Annotated in this window: 22 protein-coding genes; 10 read left to right on the top strand and 12 right to left on the bottom strand. The window is 67.4% G+C overall.

Annotation, left to right across the window (positions count from 1 at the left end):
• Window positions 1-5: 5 nt before the first annotated feature.
• Both EEB15_RS12010 and EEB15_RS12015 read right to left on the bottom strand, forming a co-directional pair.
• A complete protein-coding gene (locus EEB15_RS12010; protein WP_141510093.1) occupies window positions 6-1,220 on the bottom strand; it encodes an efflux RND transporter periplasmic adaptor subunit in 1,215 nt (404 codons plus the stop codon).
• Window positions 1,221-1,290: 70 nt separating this feature from the next.
• Window positions 1,291-2,046, bottom strand: coding sequence for an aspartate/glutamate racemase family protein (locus EEB15_RS12015; RefSeq protein ID WP_141510094.1), 756 nt, complete (start codon window positions 2,044-2,046; stop codon window positions 1,291-1,293).
• 23 nt (window positions 2,047-2,069) lie between these two features.
• On the opposite strand from EEB15_RS12015, the gene EEB15_RS12020 reads away from it, so the two are divergent.
• Both EEB15_RS12020 and EEB15_RS12025 read left to right on the top strand, forming a co-directional pair.
• The gene (locus tag EEB15_RS12020; protein ID WP_141510095.1) at window positions 2,070-3,041 is read left to right on the top strand and encodes a TRAP transporter substrate-binding protein; all 972 of its coding nucleotides are present in this window, start codon (window positions 2,070-2,072) and stop codon (window positions 3,039-3,041) included.
• Between the two features lie 12 nt (window positions 3,042-3,053).
• Window positions 3,054-4,154 (top strand): helix-turn-helix domain-containing protein, encoded by a 1,101-nt coding sequence (locus EEB15_RS12025; protein WP_141510096.1) that lies wholly within the window; start codon window positions 3,054-3,056, stop codon window positions 4,152-4,154.
• A gap of 52 nt (window positions 4,155-4,206) precedes the next feature.
• Here EEB15_RS12025 and EEB15_RS12030 read toward each other — a convergent pair whose 3' ends face one another.
• Window positions 4,207-4,971: a TOBE domain-containing protein gene (locus EEB15_RS12030; RefSeq protein ID WP_141510097.1), complete on the bottom strand. Its 765-nt coding sequence runs from the start codon at window positions 4,969-4,971 to the stop codon at window positions 4,207-4,209.
• Window positions 4,972-5,043: 72 nt separating this feature from the next.
• On the opposite strand from EEB15_RS12030, the gene modA reads away from it, so the two are divergent.
• From modA to modC, 3 genes are read left to right on the top strand one after another with little or no spacing between them, the layout of a single operon-like run.
• A complete protein-coding gene (modA, locus tag EEB15_RS12035) occupies window positions 5,044-5,790 on the top strand; it encodes a molybdate ABC transporter substrate-binding protein (protein WP_141510098.1) in 747 nt (248 codons plus the stop codon).
• 8 nt (window positions 5,791-5,798) lie between these two features.
• Complete coding sequence (gene modB / locus EEB15_RS12040; protein ID WP_141510099.1) at window positions 5,799-6,485, top strand: molybdate ABC transporter permease subunit; 687 nt, start codon at window positions 5,799-5,801, stop codon at window positions 6,483-6,485.
• Window positions 6,482-7,570, top strand: a complete 1,089-nt coding sequence (gene modC / locus EEB15_RS12045) for a molybdenum ABC transporter ATP-binding protein (RefSeq protein ID WP_141510100.1) — start codon at window positions 6,482-6,484, stop codon at window positions 7,568-7,570. Before modB ends, modC begins: the two co-directional genes overlap by 4 nt.
• A gap of 241 nt (window positions 7,571-7,811) precedes the next feature.
• On the opposite strand, the gene EEB15_RS12050 is transcribed toward modC, so the two are convergent.
• From EEB15_RS12050 to EEB15_RS12085, 8 genes are all read right to left on the bottom strand, one after another.
• A complete protein-coding gene (locus EEB15_RS12050; RefSeq protein ID WP_141510101.1) occupies window positions 7,812-8,603 on the bottom strand; it encodes a substrate-binding domain-containing protein in 792 nt (263 codons plus the stop codon).
• On the bottom strand, window positions 8,600-9,301 hold the full coding sequence (locus EEB15_RS12055) for a phosphate ABC transporter ATP-binding protein (protein ID WP_141510102.1): 702 nt from the start codon (window positions 9,299-9,301) through the stop codon (window positions 8,600-8,602). Before EEB15_RS12055 ends, EEB15_RS12050 begins: the two co-directional genes overlap by 4 nt.
• Entirely contained in the window at window positions 9,298-10,032 is a 735-nt protein-coding gene (locus tag EEB15_RS12060) for an ABC transporter permease (protein ID WP_141510103.1), read from the bottom strand. The genes EEB15_RS12055 and EEB15_RS12060 overlap by 4 nt, the downstream gene beginning before the upstream one ends.
• 89 nt (window positions 10,033-10,121) lie before the next feature.
• Window positions 10,122-10,346, bottom strand: a complete 225-nt coding sequence (locus tag EEB15_RS12065) for a formate dehydrogenase subunit delta (protein ID WP_141510104.1) — start codon at window positions 10,344-10,346, stop codon at window positions 10,122-10,124.
• Window positions 10,328-11,164 (bottom strand): formate dehydrogenase accessory sulfurtransferase FdhD, encoded by an 837-nt coding sequence (gene fdhD, locus EEB15_RS12070; RefSeq protein WP_141510105.1) that lies wholly within the window; start codon window positions 11,162-11,164, stop codon window positions 10,328-10,330. The genes EEB15_RS12065 and fdhD overlap by 19 nt, the downstream gene beginning before the upstream one ends.
• The gene (gene fdhF / locus EEB15_RS12075; protein ID WP_141510106.1) at window positions 11,161-14,025 is read right to left on the bottom strand and encodes a formate dehydrogenase subunit alpha; all 2,865 of its coding nucleotides are present in this window, start codon (window positions 14,023-14,025) and stop codon (window positions 11,161-11,163) included. Before fdhF ends, fdhD begins: the two co-directional genes overlap by 4 nt.
• A gap of 12 nt (window positions 14,026-14,037) precedes the next feature.
• A complete protein-coding gene (locus EEB15_RS12080) occupies window positions 14,038-15,600 on the bottom strand; it encodes an NADH-quinone oxidoreductase subunit NuoF (protein ID WP_141510107.1) in 1,563 nt (520 codons plus the stop codon).
• Window positions 15,597-16,064, bottom strand: coding sequence for a formate dehydrogenase subunit gamma (locus tag EEB15_RS12085; RefSeq protein ID WP_141510108.1), 468 nt, complete (start codon window positions 16,062-16,064; stop codon window positions 15,597-15,599). The genes EEB15_RS12080 and EEB15_RS12085 overlap by 4 nt, the downstream gene beginning before the upstream one ends.
• A gap of 126 nt (window positions 16,065-16,190) precedes the next feature.
• Between EEB15_RS12085 and EEB15_RS12090 the strand changes: the two genes are divergently transcribed.
• A complete protein-coding gene (locus EEB15_RS12090) occupies window positions 16,191-17,291 on the top strand; it encodes a substrate-binding domain-containing protein (protein WP_141510109.1) in 1,101 nt (366 codons plus the stop codon).
• Window positions 17,292-17,293: 2 nt separating this feature from the next.
• Complete coding sequence (locus EEB15_RS12095) at window positions 17,294-18,379, top strand: substrate-binding domain-containing protein (RefSeq protein ID WP_141510110.1); 1,086 nt, start codon at window positions 17,294-17,296, stop codon at window positions 18,377-18,379.
• On the opposite strand, the gene EEB15_RS12100 is transcribed toward EEB15_RS12095, so the two are convergent.
• Window positions 18,374-19,627 (bottom strand): SUMF1/EgtB/PvdO family nonheme iron enzyme, encoded by a 1,254-nt coding sequence (locus EEB15_RS12100; protein ID WP_141510111.1) that lies wholly within the window; start codon window positions 19,625-19,627, stop codon window positions 18,374-18,376. The two genes, EEB15_RS12095 and EEB15_RS12100, sit on opposite strands and share 6 nt — an antisense overlap.
• Before the next feature lie 427 nt (window positions 19,628-20,054).
• On the opposite strand from EEB15_RS12100, the gene EEB15_RS12105 reads away from it, so the two are divergent.
• Genes EEB15_RS12105 through EEB15_RS12115 form a run of 3 tightly spaced genes read left to right on the top strand, consistent with a single transcriptional unit; the run spans window position 20,055 to window position 22,659 of the window.
• Complete coding sequence (locus EEB15_RS12105) at window positions 20,055-20,594, top strand: TRAP transporter small permease subunit (protein WP_141510112.1); 540 nt, start codon at window positions 20,055-20,057, stop codon at window positions 20,592-20,594.
• A 34-nt stretch (window positions 20,595-20,628) separates the two neighbouring features.
• Window positions 20,629-22,158 (top strand): TRAP transporter large permease subunit, encoded by a 1,530-nt coding sequence (locus EEB15_RS12110; protein ID WP_141510113.1) that lies wholly within the window; start codon window positions 20,629-20,631, stop codon window positions 22,156-22,158.
• Window positions 22,159-22,659, top strand: coding sequence for a hypothetical protein (locus EEB15_RS12115; RefSeq protein ID WP_141510114.1), 501 nt, complete (start codon window positions 22,159-22,161; stop codon window positions 22,657-22,659).
• Window positions 22,660-22,949 lie beyond the last annotated feature (290 nt).

The raw sequence follows: 22,949 nt of genomic DNA on the forward strand, positions 1-22,949 counted from the left end.
TCGCCTTAAGACTTGGCCGCCGACGCAGGGGCTGATGCCGGCTTGGCGGGCGCGCCGCCGGGCGACCAGGGCACCGGCTTGACGGGCGCGTTGGGCCGCATCTTCTGGAACCCGTCGACCACCACCTGTTCGCCCGCCTTCAGCCCGTCCAGCACGACCCATTGGCCGTTCTGCTCATTGCCCACCTTGATGTTGCGCGGTGAAACCTTTCCGTCCTTGTCGACCACCATCACGGTGTCGCCCTGGCCAGATCGTGTGACCGCTTGTTGCGGCAGCAGCACGGCGTCGCCGGCCTTGGCCTGCTCGAGGCGCACGCGCACATACAGACCCGGCAGCAGCACGCCGTTGGCATTGGGAATCTCGGCGCGCAAGGTGATCTGCCCGCTGGTCGCGTCGACCGTCAGATCCGAGAACAGCAGGCGGCCCGGCTGCGGATACTCGGTGCCGTCTTCGAGCACCACACGCACCAATGCGCCTTCGCGGCCGGCAGCGCGTGTCAGTCGGCCTTGCTCCATCGCACGGCGCAGCTTCATGACTTCGGACGCCGATTGCGTGAAGTTCACGTACATCGGATTGACCTGCTGGATCATCGCGAGGGGCGTCGCCTCGCCCTGCCCCACCAGCGCGCCTTCGGTCACCAACGCGCGGCCGATACGCCCGGAGATCGGTGCCGTAACCGATGCGTAGCCGAGGTTGATCTGCGCGGTCTGCACCGCGGCCCGGCCGACGGCCACTTCCGCTTCAGCCTGCTTCTGCGCGGCGACGGCATTGGCGTATTCCTGCTTGCTGATGGCGTTGGCTTCCACCAGTGGCTTGTAGCGTTCGGCGAGAGCGCTAGCCTGGCCAAGGTTGGCTTGTGCGCGCGCCAGTGTGGCCTGCGCGCTCGCGGCCGCGGCGGCGTAGGGCCCAGGGTCGATGGTGAACAGTGGCTGGCCGCTGCGCACGTCGGAGCCTTCGTTGAACAGGCGCTTCTGCACGATGCCCGCGGCCCGCGCGCGGACCTGCGCCACGCGTGACGGCTCGAGCCGTCCGGGCAGCTCGGTGATGAGCCCGACCTCGCCTGGCGCCACGGTGACAACGCCGACTTCGGGTGGCGGCATGCCGCCACCGCCGGCCGGCTGCGCGTTGCCGCCCTGGCCGCACGCCGCCAGCAACGCGGCCGCCAGCACAACAGTAAAAATGGGAAAGATGGACGCAGGGGATGGTCGCGACACTGCCATTGCATTCCTTGTGGGAATCGGGGAAAACCGAAGAGTATGCCCCGGCTGCGCGACACGCGCTTGGCAGCAATCAGTCCCGCAGATGCAACTCGGGCGAGTCCAGTAATGAATGGAGCTGGAAGCCGCACGCATCGTGCACGGCTTGTGCATAGGGCGGCATGTTGGTGCACTCCAGCACCACGCTGCGCAGATGCGGTGCGCGGTCTTTGAGGGCCTGCGCCGCCGCGACCACATCGGCCCGAGCCTGTTCAAAGTCCATGGTGTCGCGATTGCCAAGGATGGCGCGCACGAACTCGCTGCCGGGTGCGATGCCCTGCACGATGACGTCGCCCAGTCGTTCCTGCGGCACGCCCGCCGACAGCAGGTGTTCGTGGCCCAGATGTTCCGCGCTGATGGTGAGCACGCCCACCTGCGCCTCGCGGGCCAGCAGACCCGGCAACTGGAGCAGGCTCGACGTGACCACGGGTATGGACACGGCGCCCTGCATCTCGCGCTGCGCCAGCACCAGGAAGCCGCAACTGGTGGTGAGGGCCGAGGCGCCTTCCCGCTCCAGGGCTTGTGCCTCGGTGCAGAAAGCGGCCACCAATCCACTGCCCCGCAGCTTGTCCGCACTGGTGACGACAGACGACGGCCAGGCGCCGGCGATCACGCGCTGGCGCACCGGGAAGCCGAAACTCTGGGGATGGCCGATGTCCCCGAGCGGCCGGGGGAAGCGCGTGTCCAGCATCAGCACCCCGAGGAAGCCTCCGCGCGCCGGCCCGTTCACCGGGGGTAAAACCGGGTCCGCTGGCGCGGGGATTGCATTTATTCTTGGCCCACTATTCATCACACCATTGTCCCGGAGTCACCATGAAACTCAAGTTCGCATTTTCCGTGCTGGCGCTGGGCCTGGCCACACAGGTCACGGCCCAGACCAAGTGGGATCTTCCCGCAGCCTACCCGGCCACCAACTTCCACACGGAAAACCTGGTCCAGTTCGCCAACGACGTCGACAAGGCCACCGGCGGCAAGCTGAAGATCCAGGTGCATGCCAACGCCTCCCTGTTCAAGGCGCCGGAAATCAAGCGCGCGGTGCAAGGCGGCCAGGCGGCGATCGGCGAGATCCTGCTGGCCAACTTCGACAACGAAAACGCGCTGTTCGGCCTGGACGGCCTGCCCTTCCTGGCCGCCAGCTATGCCGAGAGCCGCCGCCTGTACACCGCGCAAAAGCCCGCCCTGGACAAGTACCTGGCCAACCAGGGCATGCAGATTCTCTTTGCCGTGCCATGGCCGCCGCAGGGCATCTACGTGAACAAGGAAATCAGCTCCGTCGCCGACATGCGCGGCATCAAGTGGCGCGCGTATTCGCCGGCCACTGCCAAGGTGGCCGAGTTGATCGGCGCGCAGCCCGTCACCGTGCAAGCCGCGGAGCTGTCGCAGGCGCTGGCCACCGGCGTCGTGCAGTCGTACATGAGCTCCGGCTCCACGGGCTACGACACCAAGACCTACGAGCACATCAAGCTGTGGTACGACACCCAGGCCTGGTTGCCCAAGAACGCCGTCATCGTCAACAAGAAAGCCTGGGACGCGCTGGACCCGGCAACGCAGGCGACCGTGACCAAGGCCGCGGCTGAGGCAGAGACCCGCGGCTGGAAGATCAGCCAGGAAAAGAACGAGTGGTACAAGAAGGCGCTGGCCGAAAAGGGCATGAAGATCATGACGCCTTCGCCCAAGCTGATGGCCGACATGCGGCAGGTGGGCACCATCATGCTGACCGACTGGGAGAAGCGTGCCGGCCCCGACGGCCAGGCCGTGGTCGCGAACTATCGCAAGACCAAATAAGGCGAAGCATCCGTGCCGGGCTCGCAGGCGTCACCCCTTTCCCACGACAGGCTCGCGCTGATCGATGGCGCGCGCCGCGCCGTGCTTTCGGGCGCCGCGCCCGTCGCGGGGCGAGGCGTCGAGACCTGGATCGAAAGGTCCTGGCGACGCTGCCTCGCTGCCGGCCGGCGGCCCGAACAGCGGCTGGGTTTCGACATGGTTCCCGCCCAGGCGCGCAAGCGCGTGCTGGACGCCAGCCAGCCGCTGGTGCGTGCGGCACGACCGGTGCTGGACAGGCTCTCGCGCACACTCGCCAGCACACGGTATTTCGCGATCCTCACCGACGGCGACGGCGTGGTCATCGATGCGCATGGCCCCATCGACCGCAGCGACCGGCGCGCCGACCTGATCACGCGCGTGGGCGTCGACCTGTCCGAGCGCAGCGTGGGCACCACGGCCATCGGGGCCGCTTTGGTCGAGCTGCAACCGGTGTGGCTGCATCGGGGCGAGCACTTCTTCGACGACACCTCCGTCTACAGCTGCGCCGGTGCGCCTTTGTTCGGCCCCGACGGCCGTTGCATCGGCATGCTGGACCTCACAGGCATCAACGCCGCGGAGCGGCCGGAGCTGAAGCACCTGGCCGCGCAGTCGGTGCGCAGTATCGAGAACTCGCTGGTGGCCGACTTGCCCCACAGCCTGCTGCTGCGCCTGAATTGGCCGGGCCGCTCGCTGGGGAGCGAAGACGACGGGCTGGTAAGCCTGGACGGCGACGGCACCGTGCTGGGCAGCAACGAGGCCGCGCGCCGGATGCTGCCGCAGTTGGCGTTGGCGGGCGGGCCCGCGCACTGCAGCGACCTGTTCGCGCAGCCTTGGGAGCCGTTATTCGACTTCGTGCGGCATGAGTTGCCGCAGTCGCCGCTGGAAGTCGCCCTGTGGTCCGGCCTGCGCCTGCTGGCCCTGCCACAACGGCCTGGACAGACGGCCGCCACCGCCGCACCGCGCGTGCCCCTGCGCGATGTCGAAATCGCACTGATCCGAAAAGCCGTGGCCGATGCGCGCGGCAATGTGCAGCAGGCCGCGCTGGCGCTGGGCATCAGCCGGGCGACGGTGTACCGCAAGCTCGGCCAGAAGTAGCAACTTCACGCGACGCCGGGTGCGGGCCTCCGGCAGACTCATCCCAGCAGACTCATCCCGGCAGCGCGATCGCGACCGCCGATTCCTCGATCCACGCCACGGCGCTTGCGCGAACCTTGAGCCCGCTCGCCGGGCCGGCGAAGCCGATCAGTTGCAGGCCCCCGGCCAGCGCCAGCGCCACTTCACCGCCGCTGGCGGCGCGGGAGGCGCGGCTCACGATCCCGGGCAGGAGGTTGCGCCCTGGCACGGCTGGCGCCGTGAGGGCGACGCCCACTGCCGTTGCCTTGCACAGCGCCAGCACGTCCTGCCGTGGCACCAGCCCGAGCAACTGCGCGCTCTCCCGCGTGATGCGCGAAAAGAGCGATGTGCCGTCCGCCAACGACAGCTCCACGCGCATCGCGCCCGCCTGCGCGCGCAGTGACTTCACCACGCACGGCAGCTGGTTGCGCATGCTGGTGCGCAGACCCAGCGCCGCCAGGCCCGGTGCGGGCACCAGCGCACCGCCACGGCCGGCGATGCGCGTCAGCACCTGTGCTCGCGTCTGCTCCAGCTCGCGCGCCGCCGAAAGCAACTGCTCGCCCGCGGGCGTGAGCCGGGCGCCACCGCCGCCGGCGCCGCCCACAGCACGTTCCACCAGCGCCGCGCCGGCCAGGTTGCTCAGCGTGTCGAGCGCCTGCCACGCCGCCTTGTAGCTCACGCCGGCCACGCGTGCCGCCTGCGAGATCGATCCGCCCTGCCCCACCTGGCGCAGGATTTCCAGGCGCTTGTCCGCGGCCGCGTGGCCCAGCGCGCCTTCGAGTTTGAGCTTGGTTGCCATGGGGGGATTGTGCTTGCCCGGTGGGACCGCTCGTATACTTCTCGCTATTCCTTTTTTGAATAGCGAGGGGCCATGCGCCGATTCATCGTTGAAGCCGCCTGCGTGCTGGCATGCGCGTCCGGTGCGCACGCCGCGGAAGTGAGCGTTGCCGTCGCGGCCAACTTCACGGCGCCGATGCAGAAGATCGCTGCGGCGTTCGAGGCTGACACCGGGCACAAGGCTGTCCTGGCCTTCGGCGCCACCGGCGCCTTCTACGCACAGATCCGCAATGGCGCCCCGTTCCAGATGCTGCTGGCGGCGGACGACGAAACGCCCGCTCGGCTGGAGAAAGAAGGCCTGGGAGTTGCCGGCACACGCTTCACCTACGCCATCGGCAGGCTGGTGCTGTGGAGCGCGCAGCCCGGCGTGGTTGACGGCAAGGGCGAAGTGCTGGCCAAGGGCAGCTTCGAGCGCATCGCGTTCGCCAACCCCAAGCTCGCGCCGTATGGTGCGGCTGCGATGGAAACCATGGCGAAGATGAACGTGCTGGAGCGCCTGCGCCCGCGCTTTGTGCAGGGCGAGAACATCGCCCAGACCTACCAGTTCGTTTCGACCGGCAATGCGGCGCTGGGCTTTGTCGCCCTGTCGCAGGTGATGGTGGACGGCGCCATTGCCAAGGGGTCGGCCTGGGTGGTGCCGGGCGCGATGCACGAGCCGATCCGGCAGGACGCAGTGACGCTGGGCGGCGGCAAGGACAACCCGGCGGCGGCGGCGCTTGCGGCCTACCTCAAGGGCGAGAAGGCGCGCGCCATCATCCGCTCCTACGGCTACGAACTCTGAACTTCCTCATGCCCGATTTCAGCGCCGGTGACCTCGATGCGATCTGGCTGACGCTGAAGCTGGCCAGCCTCACCACCGTCCTGCTCCTGCTGCTCGCCACGCCGTTGGCCTGGTGGCTGTCACGAACGGGTTCGAGCTGGCGCGCACCGGTGTCGGCCGTGGTCACGCTGCCGCTGGTGCTGCCGCCCACGGTGCTGGGCTTCTACCTGCTGGTCGCGCTCGGCCCCCACGGGCCGGGCGGCCAGTTCACGCAGGCCCTGGGGCTGGGGACGCTGCCCTTCACCTTCGCGGGCCTGCTGCTCGGGTCGATGATTTATTCACTGCCGTTCGCGGTGCAGCCGCTGCAACACGCCTTCGAATCGATAGGAACCCGCCCGATGGAGGTGGCCGCCACGTTGCGTGCCCGTCCGCTGGATGCGTTCTTTTCGGTGGCACTGCCACTCGCGCGGCCCGGCTTCGTTACTGCCGCCATTCTCAGCTTCGCCCACACCGTCGGCGAGTTCGGCGTCGTGCTGATGATCGGCGGCAACATCCCGCAGCAGACACGGGTGGTCTCCACGCAGATCTACGGCCATGTCGAAGCGCTCGAATACACACAGGCCCACTGGTTGGCCGGCGGCATGGTGGTGTTCTCGTTCGCGGTGCTGCTGTCGCTGGCGCTGCTGAACCGGCGCAGCGCGCGGGTGATGCCATGAGTGCGGAACCCACCAGCCGCGTCCGGCTCTCGCTGGCCCGTGCCGCCTTCTCGCTGGAGGCGGACATCGAGCTGCCGGCACGCGGCATCACCGCCCTGTTCGGCCCCTCGGGTTCCGGCAAGACCACGCTGCTGCGCTGCGTCGCGGGCCTGGAGCGCGCGCCCGGCGCCCTGGTGCGAATCGCGGGCGAGGTGTGGCAGGACGAGGGCAACGGCGTCTTCCTGCCGCCATGGCGCCGGCCCCTGGGCTATGTGTTCCAGGAGGCCAGCCTGTTCGACCACCTCGACGTGCGCGGCAACCTTCAATACGGCCAGCGCCGCTCCGGCTCCGTAGGCGGTGCCATCGCGTTGGACGACGTCATCGACCTGCTGGGCATCGGCGGCCTGCTCGAGCGCCGCACGCACGCGCTTTCCGGCGGCGAGCGCCAGCGGGTGGCGATCGCCCGCGCGCTGGCCACGCAGCCGCGCCTGTTGCTGCTGGACGAACCCCTGGCATCGCTCGACCATGCGAGGCGCCAGGAGATCCTGCCCTGGCTGGAGCGTCTGCGCGATGAGTTGCACATCCCCATGCTGTACGTCACGCACTCGGCCGACGAAGTGGCACGGCTGGCCGAAACGCTGATCGTGCTGGACCACGGCCGCGTGACGGCCGCCGGACCGACCGCACAAGTGCTCGCGCGCATCGACGCGCCGGTGATCCTCGGCGAGGATGCGGGCGCCTTGCTCGACGCCACGGTAGGCGAACGCGATGAGCGATGGCACCTGGCCCGCGTCGACTTCGCGGGCGGCAGCCTGTGGTTGCGCGACACAGGCGTGGCGACGGGACGGCGCGTGCGCCTGCGCGTGCTGGCGCGCGACGTGAGCCTGGCGACCGAAGAGCCGCGTGCCACCAGCATCCAGAACCTGCTGCCGTGCGTGGTGGATAGCATCGCGCCGGACAGCCACCCTTCGCAGGTGCTGGTGCGGCTCGCGTGCGGCGAGTCGATGCTGCTGGCGCGCATCACCGCACGCGCGGCGGATGCGCTGGACCTTGTTGCCGGTACCCCGGTGTGGGCGCAGGTGAAATCAGTGGCGCTGGTGGAATGACAACCCATGTCATGCCGGAGCAGGGCGAGGGCGGGATCGGGGCGGCGAAATAAAGGAGGAGGAAGGCCGTAGGCCGACCGGGGACATTCGCTGCATCGGCTACCCGGCATCCATGGCCCCCGTACGCGAGCCCGTAGTGAAAATTCGGCTAACTCTTCACGACGCGCCGAAGCCGTGGCGGGGGACCCGCATCCCGACAGCAAGGCGCCTGTCGCCGCAAGCAAGAGGTGCCGGCGATGCGTCACTTCACCGCGTTCGGGAAGAACAACTGCTCTCCGCCGATCTTGTACGACGCGATGGCGGACTGGCCCGGCGGCGAGATGATCCAGTCGACGAACTTCTGCGCATCCGCCGCCTTGACGTGCGGGAACTTCGCGGGGTTCACCACCATCACGCCGTACTGGTTGAACAGCTTTGTGTCGCCCTCGACCAGCACCGCGAGGTCACCGCGGTTCTTGAAGCTCAGCCAGGTCCCGCGGTCCGTCAGCACATAGCCGTTGGACGAGCTGCCGATGTTCAGCGCCGGGCCCATGCCGCAGCCGCATTCCTTGTAGCCCGAGCCCCTCTTGTCGGCCAAGCCCGCCTGCGTCCAGTAGCGAAGCTCGGCCGCGTGCGTGCCGCTCTTGTCGCCGCGCGAGATGAAGGGCGCATTGGTGGCCGATATCTTCTTCAGCGCCTCCACGATGTCGCGGCCCTTGGTACCCGCCGGATCGGCCTTGGGGCCGACCAGCACGAAGTCGTTGTACATCACCGCAAAGCGCTTCACGCCGCCGCCCTCGGCGACGAACTTCTCTTCCGCCGCCTGGTCATGCACGAACAGCACGTCTGCATCACCCCGGCGCGCCATGTCGATCGCCTGGCCCGTGCCGACGGCGACGACTTTCACGTCCAGCCCGCTGGCCTTCTTGAATTCCGGCAGCAGGTGGCCGAACAGGCCCGACTGCTCGGTGGATGTGGTCGATGCCATGGTGATGGATTGGGCATGCGCAACCGCTGCCAGGAACAAAAGGCACAACGCCAACGTACGTTTCAAGCAAGCTCTCCTTTGACAAACAGGTCAGCCTCGCGCGAGGTTTGCACCAGACGCGGGCCGTTGAAAAACTCATTCACCGGCAAGTCGGCCAGCACACGGCCGTGCTCCAGGTACACCACACGCGTGGCCAGCCGCTTGACCTGCCCCAGGTTGTGGCTGGCGAAGACCAGCGTCATGCCGCCTTCCGCGAACTCCGCCATCAGCGACTCGACCTCACGCTTGGCGTGAGGGTCCAGGCTGGACGTCGGCTCGTCCAGGAACAGCACATCGGGCTTGAGGCTCCAGGCACGCGCGAGCGCCAGGCGCTGCTGTTGCCCACCCGACAGCGCCCGCGCGCTGCGCAGCGCCACCTCGCCCAGGCCCACCCGCCCGAGGGCCAGCAAGGCCCTCTCGCGAGCCCGCCGCCAGCGCTCACCGGCAATCCACAGGCCCAGCGCCACGTTGTTGAGCGCGCTGGTGCGCAGCATGTGCGGCCGCTGGAACACCATGGCCTGCCGCGCCGCACTGTCGCGCAGCACCGAGCCTGCCACCGGCTTCACCAGGCCGTGCAGCACGCGCAGCAATGTGCTCTTGCCGCTACCGTTGCTGCCGATCAGCGCCAACCGCTCGCCAGCGGCCACGCGCAGGTCGATGCCGGACAGCGCCTGCACGGCGCCGAAGCGCACGTCCACGCCCTTCAATTTGATGAGGCCGCTCATGAAGGCGCGCCCTGCAGCAGCAGGGGCCTGTCATCGCGCCCGACGCGCCAGCGCCGCACCAGCGCGATCACGGCGTTGAGCGCCAGCACCACGGCAAGAAGCACGATGCCCAGCGCCAGCGCCAGCGGCAGGTCGCCCTTGCTGGTTTCCAGCGCGATCGCGGTGGTCATCACGCGCGTGAAGCCGTCGATATTGCCGCCGACGATCATCACCGCGCCCACTTCGGAGATCGCTCGGCCAAATGACGCGATCACGACCATGAGCAGGGCATAGCGTTCGTCCCATGCCAGCAGCAGGCTGCGAAGCATGGGCCCCGCGCCGAGGGAGCGCAACTGCTCCCCGTTGGCGCGGTCCACGTCCTCCACGACCTGGCGCGTGAGCGCCGCGACCACGGGCAACACCAGGATCGCCTGGGCCAGCACCATGGCCTTGAAAGAAAAAAGCCAGCCCAGGAATCCCAGTGGGCCGGCGCGTGACAGCAACAGGTAAACGACCAGCCCCACCACCACGGAAGGCAGCGCCAGCAAGGTATTCAGTACCGTCAACAGCGCACCGCGTCCGGCGAAACGCGCCACCCCCAACCACGCGCCCAGCAACAGGCCGGCAACGCAGGCCAGTGCGCACGCGGCGGCGCTCACGGCCAGCGAGCGGGCCACGATGGACACCAGGACCGGATCGGCACCGGCAATCAGCTGCAACGCGGTGGCAGCGCTCTCGGAAAAGGTGTTCATGACGGGGTTGGATACTAGTGCGGGCTGCATGCCCGCGCATCGGGAGTGTCGAGCTATGCAATCGGATTCATAGCCGCAAATGCCTCAACTCAGGACAGCATCGCGCGATGCCGCGACAGCGCCTGCGCCATCGTCTCGTTGAGTTCGCCGTTGCCCACGCTGTCGAGGTGGGCCAGCAGTTCACGCCGCATGCGCGGCTCCCAGAACTTCTTGATGTGCTGCGCCGCGTCTTCCAGCGCCTGCGCGCGGTCGGGCATGGCTTCGAAGAAGCTGCCGATCTGGTTGGCCATCTTGATCAGCTGTTCGACGTGCATGGGGAAATCCGTTCGGGGTGGGTGTAGATGACCAGGTCGTCGCCGCGCGCGAAGCCCACCAGCGTCAAGCCGGCATCCAGCGCCGTCGCGGCGGCGAATGAGGTGGCGGCGGAAACGGCGGCCAGCAGCGGCGCGCCCGCGGTCACCGCTTTTTGCACCATCTCGAAACTGGCGCGGCTGGTGACGGCGATGAAACCGTCACTGGCGAACCGGCCCTCGGCGGCCAACGCGCCGATCAGCTTGTCGAGCGCGTTGTGGCGGCCCACGTCTTCACGCAGCAGCACCACTTCGCCTTGCGCCGTGCACCAGGCGGCGGCGTGCACCGCCCCGGTGGCGTGCTGCAAGACCTGCAGCGCGCGCAGTTCGTTCATCGCGCGTGCGACCGCTTCGCTGGCGTACACGCCGCCCAGGGGCAGCGCGGGCAAAGGCCGCGCCACCTGCGACAGCGTCTCGGTTCCGCACAGCCCGCAGCCGGTGCGGCCGGCCATGGTGCGGCGCCGCTCCTTAAGCCGGGCGAAGGCCGAGCTGGCTACGTCCAGTTTCAGCGTGATGCCTTCGGCGCACTGCTCTTCCTCCACGCCGTACAGCTCGTGCGGTCCGCGCAGAATGCCTTCGCCAAGGGAGAAGCCCAGCGCGAAGTCCTCCAGGTCCAGCGGCGTGGCCAGCATCACGGCGTGCGAGATGCCGTTGAACTCCAGTGCCACCGGCACTTCGTCGGCGACCCAATCCTGCGCGTCGGCACGCAGCCCGCCGCGCGTGCGGCTGACCCGCAGCTGTTGCGCGCCGCCCCGCCCGAGAAAAGCGTCGTCGGGCTTCATTGGGCTTCTTCGATCCGCGCTTCGAGCAGACCTTCCTGGATGCGGTTGAAGCGGCTGTACTCCTGCTGCCAGGCCGAAGGCTGCATCACCTTCATCACCTGCACCGCCGTCACCTTGAACTCGGGGCAGTTGGTGGCCCAGTCGGAGTTGTCGGTGGTGATCACGTTGGCGCCCGACTCGGGGAAGTGGAAGGTGGTGTAGACCACGCCCGGCTGCACCCGGTCGGTGATGATCGCGCGCAGCACCGTCTCGCCGGCGCGGCTCTTGATGCCGACCCAGTCACCCTCCTCCACGCCGCGGTCTTCGGCGTCGCTCGGGTGAATCTCCAGCCGGTCTTCGCTGTGCCACTGGTTGTTCTCGGTGCGGCGGGTCTGCGCGCCCACGTTGTACTGCGACAGGATGCGGCCCGTCGTCAAGATCAGCGGGAACATGCGCGTGACCTTCTCGTCGGTCGGCACGTATTGGGTGATGATGAACCGGCCCTTGCCGCGCACGAACTCGCCGATGTGCATGGTGGGCGTGCCGTCCGGCGCCTCGTCGTTGCAGGGCCACTGGATGCTGCCCAGCTTGGCCAGCTTGGCGTAGCTCACGCCCTTGAATGTGGGCGTCAGCGCCGCGATCTCGTCCATGATCTCCTCGGCGCTGCGGTAGTTCATCGGGTAGCCCAGCGCGTTGGATAGCAGCTGCGTCACTTCCCAGTCGGCGTAGCCGGCCTTGGGCGGCATCACCTTGGTCACGCGCGAGATGCGGCGCTCGGCGTTGGTGAAGGTGCCGTCCTTCTCCAGGAAGGATGAGCCGGGCAGGAACACGTGGGCGTACTTGGCGGTCTCGTTCAGGAACAGGTCCTGCACCACGATGCATTCCATCGCCATCATGGCCTCGGCCACATGCTGCGTGTTCGGGTCGGACTGGACGACGTCCTCGCCTTCGCAGTACAAGCCCTTGAAGCTGCCGGTGATGGCGGCGTCGAACATGTTGGGGATGCGCAGGCCGGGCTCGGCGCGCAGCGCCACGTTCCAGGCGGCTTCGAAGGCGGAGCGCGCCGTCGTGTCCGACACGTGACGGTAGCCCGGCAACTCGTGCGGGAACGAGCCCATGTCGCAGCTGCCCTGCACGTTGTTCTGGCCGCGCAGAGGGTTCACGCCCACGCCTTCGCGGCCGACGTTGCCGGTGGCCATGGCCAGGTTGGCGATGCCCATGACCATGGTCGAGCCCTGGCTGTGCTCTGTGACGCCCAGGCCGTAGTAGATGGCGCCGTTCTTCTTGCCGTCGTGGCCGGTGGCGAACAGGCGTGCGGCGGCGCGCAGATCTGCAGCGGGAACGCCCGTCACCGCTTCCATCGCTTCGGGCGAGTTCTCCGGACGGGATACGAACTCGCGCCACTCGTTGAACGACTTGGCCTCGCAGCGCTCGGCCACGAAGGCTTCATCGACCAGGCCTTCCGTCACGATGACGTGCGCCATCGCGCTGATCACCGCCACATTGGTGCCGGGCTTGAGCTTGAGGTGGTGCTCGGCGCGGATGTGCGGCGACTTCACCAGGTCGATGGTGCGCGGGTCCACCACGATCAGCTTGGCACCGGCGCGCAGGCGCCGCTTCATGCGCGAGGCAAACACCGGATGGCCGTCCGACGGGTTGGCGCCGATCACCATGATCACGTCGGACTTCTCGACCGACTTGAAGGTCTGCGTGCCAGCCGACTCGCCCAGCGTCTGCTTCAGGCCGTAGCCGGTGGGTGAGTGGCACACACGGGCGCAGGTGTCGACGTTGTTGTTGCCGAAGGCCGCGCGCACCAGCTTTTGCACCAGGTAGCCCTCTTCATTCGTGCAGCGCGACGACACCAGGCCGCCGATCGAATCCTGGCCGTACTTGGCCTGGATGCGGCGGAACTCCGATGCGGCGTAGTTCACCGCCTCGTCCCAGCTCACTTCCTGCCACGGATCGGTGATCTTCTTGCGGATCATGGGCTTCACCATGCGGTCCTTGTGCGTCGCATAGCCCCAGGCAAAGCGGCCCTTCACGCAGGAGTGGCCCTCGTTGGCCTTGCCGTCTTTCCACGGCACCATGCGCACCACTTCATTGCCTTTCATCTCCGCCTTGAAGCCGCAGCCCACGCCGCAGTAGGCGCAGGTGGTGATGACGCTGTGCTCGGCTTGGCCCAGCCAGATCACCGATTTCTCCTGCAGTGTGGCCGTGGGACAGGCCTGCACGCAGGCACCGCAGCTCACGCACTCTGACTCCATGAACGGCTGGTCCTGGCCCGGCGACACGCGCGAGTCGAAGCCGCGTCCGCTGATCGTCAGCGCGAAGGTGCCCTGCGTCTCCTCGCAAGCCCGCACGCAGCGATTGCAGACGATGCACTTGCTCGGGTCGTAGGTGAAGTACGGGTTGGACTCGTCCTTCTTGGCATGAAGGTGGTTGGCGCCGTCGTAGCCGTAGCGCACGTTGCGCAGGCCCGTCACTCCCGCCATGTCCTGCAGCTCGCAGTCGCCGTTGGCCGCGCAGGTCAGGCAGTCCAGCGGGTGGTCGGAGATGTACAGCTCCATCATGCCCTTGCGCAGCTCCTGCAGCTTCGGGCTTTGCGTGCGCACCTTCATGCCGGCTTCGGCGGGCGTGGTGCAGGAGGCCGGGTAGCCGCGGCGGCCGTCGATCTCGACCAGGCACAGGCGGCAGGAGCCGAAGGGCTCCAGGCTGTCGGTCGCGCAGAGCTTCGGCACCTGCACGCCGGCATCCACCGCCGCGCGCATGAGCGACGTGCCCTTGGGCACCGTGACCTGCATGCCGTCGATGTCGAGGGTGACCTCTTCTTCGTTCTCGCGGCGGGGCGTGCCGTAGTCGATGTCGTGGGAATGTTCGAGCATGGGGTTTCCTTCTTATGCCGCTTCGCGATCGGGTTGGGCCAGGCCGAAGTCCTGCGGGTAGTGGTTCAGCGCGGAGAGCACCGGGTAAGGCGTCATGCCGCCCATGGCGCAGAGGGACCCGTTCAACATCGTGTCGCACAGGTCGCGCAGCAGGATCACCTGCTCGTGCCGGTTCTTGTTGGCGCTGATCTTGTCGATGACCTCGACGCCACGCGTGGAGCCAATGCGGCAGGGCGTGCACTTGCCGCAGGATTCGATCGCGCAGAACTCCATGGCATAGCGCGCCAGCTTCGACAGGTCGGCCGTGTCGTCATGCACCACCAGCCCGCCGTGGCCCACCACCGCGCCGACGGCCGCATAAGCTTCGTAGTCCAGCGGAATGTCCCACTGCGATTCGGGCAGATAGGCGCCCAGCGGCCCACCGACCTGCACCGTCTTGATCGGCCGGCCGGTGGCGGAGCCGCCACCGAAGTCGTACAGCAGTTCGCGCAGCGTCAAACCGAAGGCTTTCTCCACCAGCCCGCCCTGCTTGATGTTGCCGGCCAGCTGGAAAGGCAGCGTGCCGCGCGAGCGGCCCATGCCGTAGTTCTTGTAGAAGTCGGCGCCGCGCGAAAGGATGATCGGCACGGTCGCCAGCGTGATCACGTTGTTGACGACCGTTGGCTGGCCGAACAGGCCCTCGATGGCCGGCACCGGCGGCTTGGCGCGCACGATGCCGCGCCGGCCTTCCAGGCTTTCCAGCAGCGCCGTCTCTTCGCCGCAGACATAAGAGCCGGCGCCCTTGCGCACTTCCAGCGAGAAGCGGTGGCCCGATCCGAGGATGTTCGCGCCCAGGAAGCCCGCCGCTTCGGCCCGCGCGATCGCATCGTTCAACACCGCGATCGCATGCGGATATTCGGAGCGCACGTAGATGTAGCCCTGCGTCGCGCCAGTGGCGATGGCCGCGATGGTCAGGCCCTCGATCAGCATGAAGGGGTCGCCCTCCATCGTCATGCGGTCGGAGAAGGTGCCGGAGTCGCCCTCGTCGGCGTTGCAAACGATGTACTTCTGTGATGCCGGCGTGTTCAGCACGGTCTTCCATTTGATCGCCGCCGGGAAGGCAGCGCCGCCCCGGCCGCGCAGGCCCGCGTCGAACACCTGCTGCACGATGTCGGCCGGCGCGAGCGTCAGCGCGCGGCGCAGACCGGCGAAACCTTCGTGCGCCTCGTAGTCGGCCAGCGACAGCGGATCGGTGACGCCCATGCGCGCGAAGGTCAGCCGCTCCTGCTTCTTCAGGTAGGGGATTTCTTCGGTCAAGCCCAGGTGCAGCGCATGCGCGCCGCCCTGCAGGAACCCCGCATCGAACAGACCCGCCACGTCATCCGGCGTCACCGGCCCGTAGGCCACGCGGCCACGCGGCGTGGCGACTTCCACCAGCGGCTCCAGCCAGAACATGCCGCGCGTGCCATTGCGCACGAGATCGACGGCGATGCCACGCTGCGCGGCCTGCGACGCGATTTTGCGCGCGACGCGGTCCGCGCCGGCAGCCAGCGCGGCCGAATCACGCGGCACGTAAACGGCGATGGTGTCGCTCATGCCGCGCTCCTCGCAACGGCAACCAGTTCGTCGAAAGCCTGCGGCGTCACCCGCGCATGCAACTCATCGTCCATCAGCAGCGCCGGCGAAGAGGCGCACAGGCCCAGGCAATAGGCCGGCTCCAGCGTGAATTCGCCGTCGCGCGAATGCCCGTGCAGTTCGCACCCCAGGTGCTTGCGAGCATGGGCGACCAGCGCATCCGCGCCCATCGCCTGGCAGGCCTCGGCACGGCAGATGTGGATGACGTGCCGCGCCGCCGGCGTGGCGCGGAAGTGGTGGTAGTAGCTGATGACGCCATGCACTTCGGCGCGCGACAGGTTGAATTCATCGGCGATGGCCGGCACCGCATCGGCCGGCACATGGCCCAGCGCGTCCTGGATGCCGTGCAGCGCGGGCAGCAGGCCGCCCGGCACGTCCTTGTGGGCGGCGGCGATGCCGCGTGCGGTTGCTATGGCAATGTTCATGGCGAATAGGCTTTCAATGGCATAAGGCCTCGGCGGGGTTGCGGCCAGTGTATTGACCGATAGAATCCGCCGCAATATGATCCGATTGGCCTGCTTAATAGGCTTTCAATCTCCTATATAGATCCGATGCACGAAGTCGCCATCAAGCCCCAATGGACGATCCGGCAGGCCGGCGGCCCTACGCTGGCGCCGCGCGTCATCGAGTTGCTGGTCGGGGTGCATGAGCAAGGCAGCCTGGCCAGCGCCTGCCAGGTGCTGGGCGTTTCATACCGCCACGCCTGGGAGCTGGTCCGCCAGGGCGAAGCCCTGTTCGGGAAGCCGTTGGTGCTGATGGAACGCGGCAAGGGCTCGACCCTCACCTCCCTCGGAGAAAAGCTGGTCTGGGCCGACCGCCGCGTGACAGCGCGCCTGTCGCCGCTGCTGGATTCGCTGGCCTCCGAACTCGGCGCCGAGATCGGCAAACTGCTGTCGCCCATGCCCGAGCTGCTGCGCATCCATGCCAGCCACGGCTTCGCGATCGAGACGCTGCACGGCTTCCTGGGCGCCGCGAGCGTGCCCAACGACCTGAAGTACTGCGGCAGCTTGGAGGCGCTGGAGTCGCTGCGCAACGCGGGCTGCGACGTGGCCGGCTTCCATGTGCCGCTCGGCGAATTCGAGGCGCAGGCCATCGCCCACTACCGGCCCTGGCTGGACGCGCGCTCGCAGAAGATCATCCACGTGGCATCGCGCCACCAGGGCCTGATGGTGGCGCCGGGCAACCCCAAGAAGATCTACTCGCTACGCGACCTCAAGCGGCCCGGCGTGCGCTTCATCAACCGGCAGGCCGGCTCTGGCACTCGCTTCCTGCTGGACATGCTGCTGCAAAAGGAGCGCATCGCACCAGCCGACATCAAGGGCTACGAGCAGTGCGAGTTCACCCACGCGGCGGTGGCCGCCTTCGTTGCCAGCGGCATGGCCGATGCGGGCTACGGCGTGGAGACCCCGGCGCGCCGCTTCAAGCTGGGCTTCATCCCCGGCCCGACGGAACGCTACTTCCTGCTGTGCGACGACCGCTCGCTGGCCGCGCCCGTGGTGCAGCAGATGCTGGAGCTGCTGCGCGGCGACGCGTTCAAGCAGGCCGTGGACAAGCTGCCGGGTTACGAGGCCGACGACTGCGGCCGCGTGGCCGACCTCGCCGATGTCTTTCCGGCGCTGCGCGGTGCCGTTACCGCCAAGCGCCGGCGCTGACCATGCACAAGATCGAGCTGTCCTATTCCCTGGCCGCCCGCCGCGACCGCGATGGCGCCATCCGCAATCCGCTGATGGACTTGCTGCACGCGGTCCGCGAACATGGCTCGATCTCAGCCGCCGCCAAAGGGCTGGGCCTCTCGTACCGCCACGTGTGGGGCGAGCTCAAGCGTTGGGAAACCGAGCTGGGCCACGCCCTCATCATTTGGGAGAAGGGCCAGCCGGCGCGCCTCTCGGAGTTCGGCGACAAGCTGCTCTGGGCGGAGCGCCAGGCGCAGGCGCGCCTCGCGCCGCAAATCGAGGCCCTGCATGCCGACCTGGAACGCGTGTTCGCGGTGGCCTTCGACGATGGGGCCCACGTGCTGGAACTGTTTGCCAGCCACGACGACGCGCTCGCCGCGTTGCGTGAACATGCTGCGGCCAGCGCGCGGCTGCACCTGGACGTGCGCTTTTGCGGCAGCGTCGACGCGATCAGCGCGCTCAACGAGGGCCGCTGCGAGGTGGCCGGCTTCCATGTGCCGCGGCTCCCCGGCTGCGGCGCGTTCGCACGCCAGACCTACCGCCCGCTGCTACAGCCGGGCCGGCACAAGATCATCGGTTTCGCGCAGCGCACGCAAGGGCTGATCGTCGCGGCGGGCAACCCGCATGGCCTGCGGTCGCTCGCGGACCTGCAGCGCACGGGCGCACGCTTCGTCAATCGTGCCCTGGGCACCGGCACGCGCGTGCTGCTGCAGGAGTTGCTGGGCCAAGGCGGCATCGCCGCGTCGGCAATCAACGGATACGAGAACACCGAGCCGTCGCATGCCGCCGTCGCGCAGGCCGTCGCTTCGGGCGCCGCCGATGCCGGCCTGGGCATCGAAGCCGCGGCGCGCTCACGCGGGCTGGGCTTCGTGCCGCTGCTGGACGAAGACTACTACCTGGTCTGCTTGAAGGCGGCGCTGAACCAGCCTTCCGTCCAGGCACTGCTCGAGGTGTTGCGCAGCGCCGCATGGCAGCAGCAACTGGCCGCCCTGCCCGGCTACGTGCCCGAATGCAGCGGAGAAGTCCTCAGCCTGAAAGCACGGCTGCCTTGGTGGGACTTTTCATAACGCGCAGGTCCGGAAGCCCGAGAACCCACTGTCGTTGTCCGGCAGCGCGAAGCTCCGAAACTTCGGGTGCTTCATCCGCGAGCGCGCCGCGAACGAAGCGCCGCGCTGGACGCGGGCGCGGCCGAAATACGTTTGCGCTTCCAGGTCGGTGTGCAAGGCCCAGGCATCGGGTGCGAAGCCCAGCCACGGCCGCAGCGTGCTGGCCGTCCACTCGCGCACGTCTCCCCAGCGAAAGCCCCGGCGGCCCGCCGTTTGAACGGCCATGTCCCATTCCACCTCGGTCGCCAGGCGCCGGCCGGCCCAGCGCGCCCAGGCATCCGCTTCCCACCAGCTCACATGCATCGCACTCTGGGTGCCAGACATGCGCGCGCCCTTGCCGAAGTGCGTCTGCATGACGGCGCCGCTGGCCACGCCGATCTGCTCCACATAGCGCGGCCCGCGGCGGCCTTCCTGCGCCGCCTCCTTCTCGAGCCAGGCCCATCCCTGCGGTAACCACAGTTCGGGCCGGTCGTAGCCGCCGTCGTCAACGAACTCCACGTACTGGGCCCAGTTGACCGGCTGCGCGTCGATCTCGAATTCGGGCACCTCGACTTCATGCGCCCACTTCTCGACGTCGAAGACGAAGCCGCCCGGCTGCGACCCAAGCATCCAGCGCGCCGCGGGCACGAGGATCGGGTCGCGTGCGGCAACGCCCACGGGCAGTGCGAGCTTGAGCGGCACGCCCAGCGCCTGCGCCAGCATCACGAACTGTTCGCAGCGCAAGTCTTCGTGGAACAGCGCCACGCGGAAAAAATGCAACGCCTCGTCCTCGTCCGGCGCTTTTTCCAGCATCTCCAAGGTGCTCTCAAGCGTCTCCAGAAGGTAGGCGCGAATGGCCTCGCCGTTGGGCAAGCCCCGTCCCTGGCGCATTTCGGGCGCGGCCAGCGCAGGATTGAACCAGCGGTCGGCCATGGGCTCGATCGACGCCAGCCGCACCCCGTCGGCGGGGCAGGCCGGACCCAGGGCCCGCTGCGGGTTGCGGCCGATCCAGTATTCGGCCAGCCAGCCGATGTGGCCGGCCAGCCACAGAGGCGAATCCAGCCCGGGCCGAGACCCGGCGCCGCCGCCCTGTTCGAAGTGCGACAGCAGGTGCAGGCTGTGGTTTCGCGCGTCCATCAAGGCCAGCGACAGCAGTTCCCGCCCGCCCCGGCGCCCCATGACCGGATCGTCGATGGAGGCGGGAACCGAGACCGGGGTGAGCGAGGGCATGGGCCCATTATTCACCCAGCAGGCCCTCTAGGGCCTGTTAACGCCATTTCCAGGGGCGCGAAGGGGTCGCATCGGGCGCCAATCAAGGCGCACGGTGCAGCCCGCACTCGCGTGCGGGCCAGCCGGGCAACGCCGAGTGGCGCCCGATGCGGCCCCTTCCCTTCGGGTTGCGACTCCAAGGGGCCATCCGCGGCGTTGCAAGTCCTTGCTGGGGTTGACCCCAGCCGCGGCCTCACGCCTTGCGCCTGGCCCCTTGGAGTCGCAACGCGCCCCTGGAAATGGCGTCAACAGGCCCTAGGCTTGGATGAGCAACGGGTTTAACATCGTCAGGCTTCTCTCAGCGCCGCCCAAAACTATAGACGTAATATCGCGGTGGCCCTCAGGCGCCTCGGCACTTTCGAATTAACAGACTTCCCGGAGACTCGCCGTGTCATTACTACTGAAACTTGCATTGGGCATCGACTGGCTCAACGACCGCATCGGCAAGCTCGCCGCCTGGTGCGTCCTGCTCGCCGCCGTGATCTGCGCGGGCACGGCCTTCGTGCGCTACGGACTGAACATGGGCTCCAACGGCTGGCTCGAGATCCAGTGGTACCTGTTCGCCGTGATCGTGATGCTGGGCGCGCCCTACGTGCTGGAAAAGAACGAGCACGTCCGCGTCGACCTGATCTACGGCAAGCTCAAGGGCAACGGCCCGGTCTACGTCGACCTGTTCGGCCTGCTGATCTTCCTGCTGCCGGTGATCGGCCTGCTGGCCTGGCTGTCGTGGCCGTATTTCTACAAGGTCTACTCCACCAACGAGATGTCCAACAACGCCGGCGGCCTGATCCGCTGGCCCGTGGTGCTGACCATGCCGCTGGGCTTTGCGCTGTTGTGGCTACAGGGCTGGGCTGAAGTGATCAAGCGCGTGGCGTACCTGCAAGGCAAGTTCGCCATGGACACGCATTACGAAAAGCCGATCCAGTAAGCACGCACGCCAACTACAAGACGGACACAACAAAATGCAAATGCAAGACTTCGCTCCCGTGATGTTCGCGGGACTCGTCGTGGTGATGCTGGTCGGCTTCCCGGTGGCGTTCTCGCTGGCGGCACTGGGCCTGGGCAGCGCCTTCTACGCCATCCACATGGGCTGGTTCCCGGTGGCCTTCATGGGCAACCTGCCCATCTCCATCTTCTCGATCCTCAACAACGAGCTGCTGCTGGCCATCCCGTTCTTCACCTTCATGGGGACCATCCTCGAGAAGTGCGGCCTGGCCGAAGACATGCTCGACTCCATGGGCCAGCTGTTCGGGCCCATCAAGGGCGGCCTGGGCTACTCGGTCATCATCGTGGGCTTCATCCTCGGCGCCATCACCGGCACCGTGGCCGGCCAGGTGATCGCGATGGCGCTGATCTCGCTGCCGGTGATGATGCGCTACAACTACAACATGCGCTACGCCACCGGCGTGCTGGCCGCTTCGGGCACCATCACGCAGCTGGTGCCACCGTCGCTGGTGCTGGTGGTGCTGGCCGACCAGCTGGGCAAGCCGGTGGGCGACATGTACAAGGGCGCCTGGGGCCCCTCCATCCTGCAGATCCTGCTGTTCGCCGCTTTCACGTTCGCCATCGCAACGTTCAAGCCGCACTACGTGCCCGGCGTCCCCAAGGAAGCGCGCACCTTGAACGGCTGGGCGCTCTGGAAGAAGGCACTGCGCGGCATCGTGCCTTCGGCGTTGCTGATCTTCGTGGTGCTGGGTTCCATGGGTGGCCTGCCGCTGCAAAAAAGCGCCATCGCCACGCCGACGGAAGCCGGCGCCATGGGCGCCATGGGCGCCCTGCTGCTGGCCGCGATGAACCGCCGCCTGAGCTGGTCGCTGACCTGGCAGGCCATGCACGGCACCATGCGCCTGACGGCCATGGTGGTGTTCATCCTGATCGGCTCGCGCGTGTTCAGCCAGGTGTTCCAGGGCGTGGACGGCTCGGTGTGGGTCGAGCACCTGCTCACCGGCCTGCCGGGCGGCCAGGTCGGCTTCCTGATCGTCGTGAACATCTTCGTCTTCTTCCTGGCGTTCTTCCTCGACTTCTTCGAGATCGCCTTCATCGTGGTGCCCATGCTCGCGCCTGTGGCGGCCAAGCTGGGCATCGACCTGGTGTGGTTCGGCGTGATCCTGTGCGTGAACCTGCAGACCAGCTTCATGCACCCGCCGTTCGGCTTCGCGCTGTTCTACCTGCGCGGCATCGCGGACACGCTGTACAAGGAAAAGCGCATTCCCAAACCGGTGCTGTCGAACGACATCTATATGGGCGCGATCCCGTGGGTGATCCTGCAGCTGATTCTGGTGGCGGTGGTGATCTTCATCCCGCAAACCGTGACGGTGTTCCTCGACAAGGAAATCATCGTCGACGTCGACAAGGTCAAGATCGAGATTCCGGTGGAGGCACCGGCCGTGCCCGCCTCCGGCGCTGCCGAGGCAGACCCGCTCAAGCCCGCCGAACCCGGCGCGGCCGAAGCCGACGAGCAGAAGAAGATCGACGACCTTTTCAAGAAATAAGTGAACGAAGCGATCCAACCCTTCGGGCCGCCCCCGTTCCGGTTCGCGCCGACGGTCGACCCGATGCGGGTGCGGGCCTTCTCGCTGCCGTTTCGCCTGCTGGCCACGGTGATGGTCTTCGGCATCGAGCTGTGGATGTATCTGTTGTGGCAAGCCGGGCAGCTCTCGCCGGCCGGCATGTCGGCGGCAGCCGCCCTGGGCTGGCCCCTGGCAGCGCTCGCCGTGATGCTCTACACCTGGTGGCACATCGTCACCAGCCGCACCACCCTCACAGCCAAGACCTTGCACCAGAGCTGGATCTGGGACAAGAAGATGGAACTGGGCGAGCTGGCCTACGGCAAGTTGATCCGCGTGCGCGGCTTCGACTGGCTGATCGCGCCGCGGTTGTATGTGCGCACCCTGCTGGGCAAGTTCGCGGTGTTCTATGCGGCCGACGCAGCGATGCTGGCGGAGTTCGAGCGGATGATCGTGGAACTGAAAGAGTTTCGGGGATTTAAGTAGGGCGTGGTGTGGGGCCGGCGTTGGTGCCCGCTGTTCTGCGCAGGCTGTCATGCCGGACTCGATCCGGCATCCATCTCAGCGCGCCAACGTTCAGGCCAATCGACAGTATCCACGGCGCGCCCCGCAGTGACGCGGACCAGTCGAACCGTGCACGGTTTGCCAGCCGAATACCAACAAGATTCATTAGTCCGCTCGCCCCCTCCCTGATATAAATCAGGTACTTAGAACAAAAAGCGGGGAGCCGCTTCAATGAATATTCGGCAGCTATATCGCAGGGCTGCGGTATACAT

The organism is Ramlibacter sp. WS9 (assembly GCF_003797765.1).
Classification (GTDB): domain Bacteria; phylum Pseudomonadota; class Gammaproteobacteria; order Burkholderiales; family Burkholderiaceae_C; genus Ramlibacter.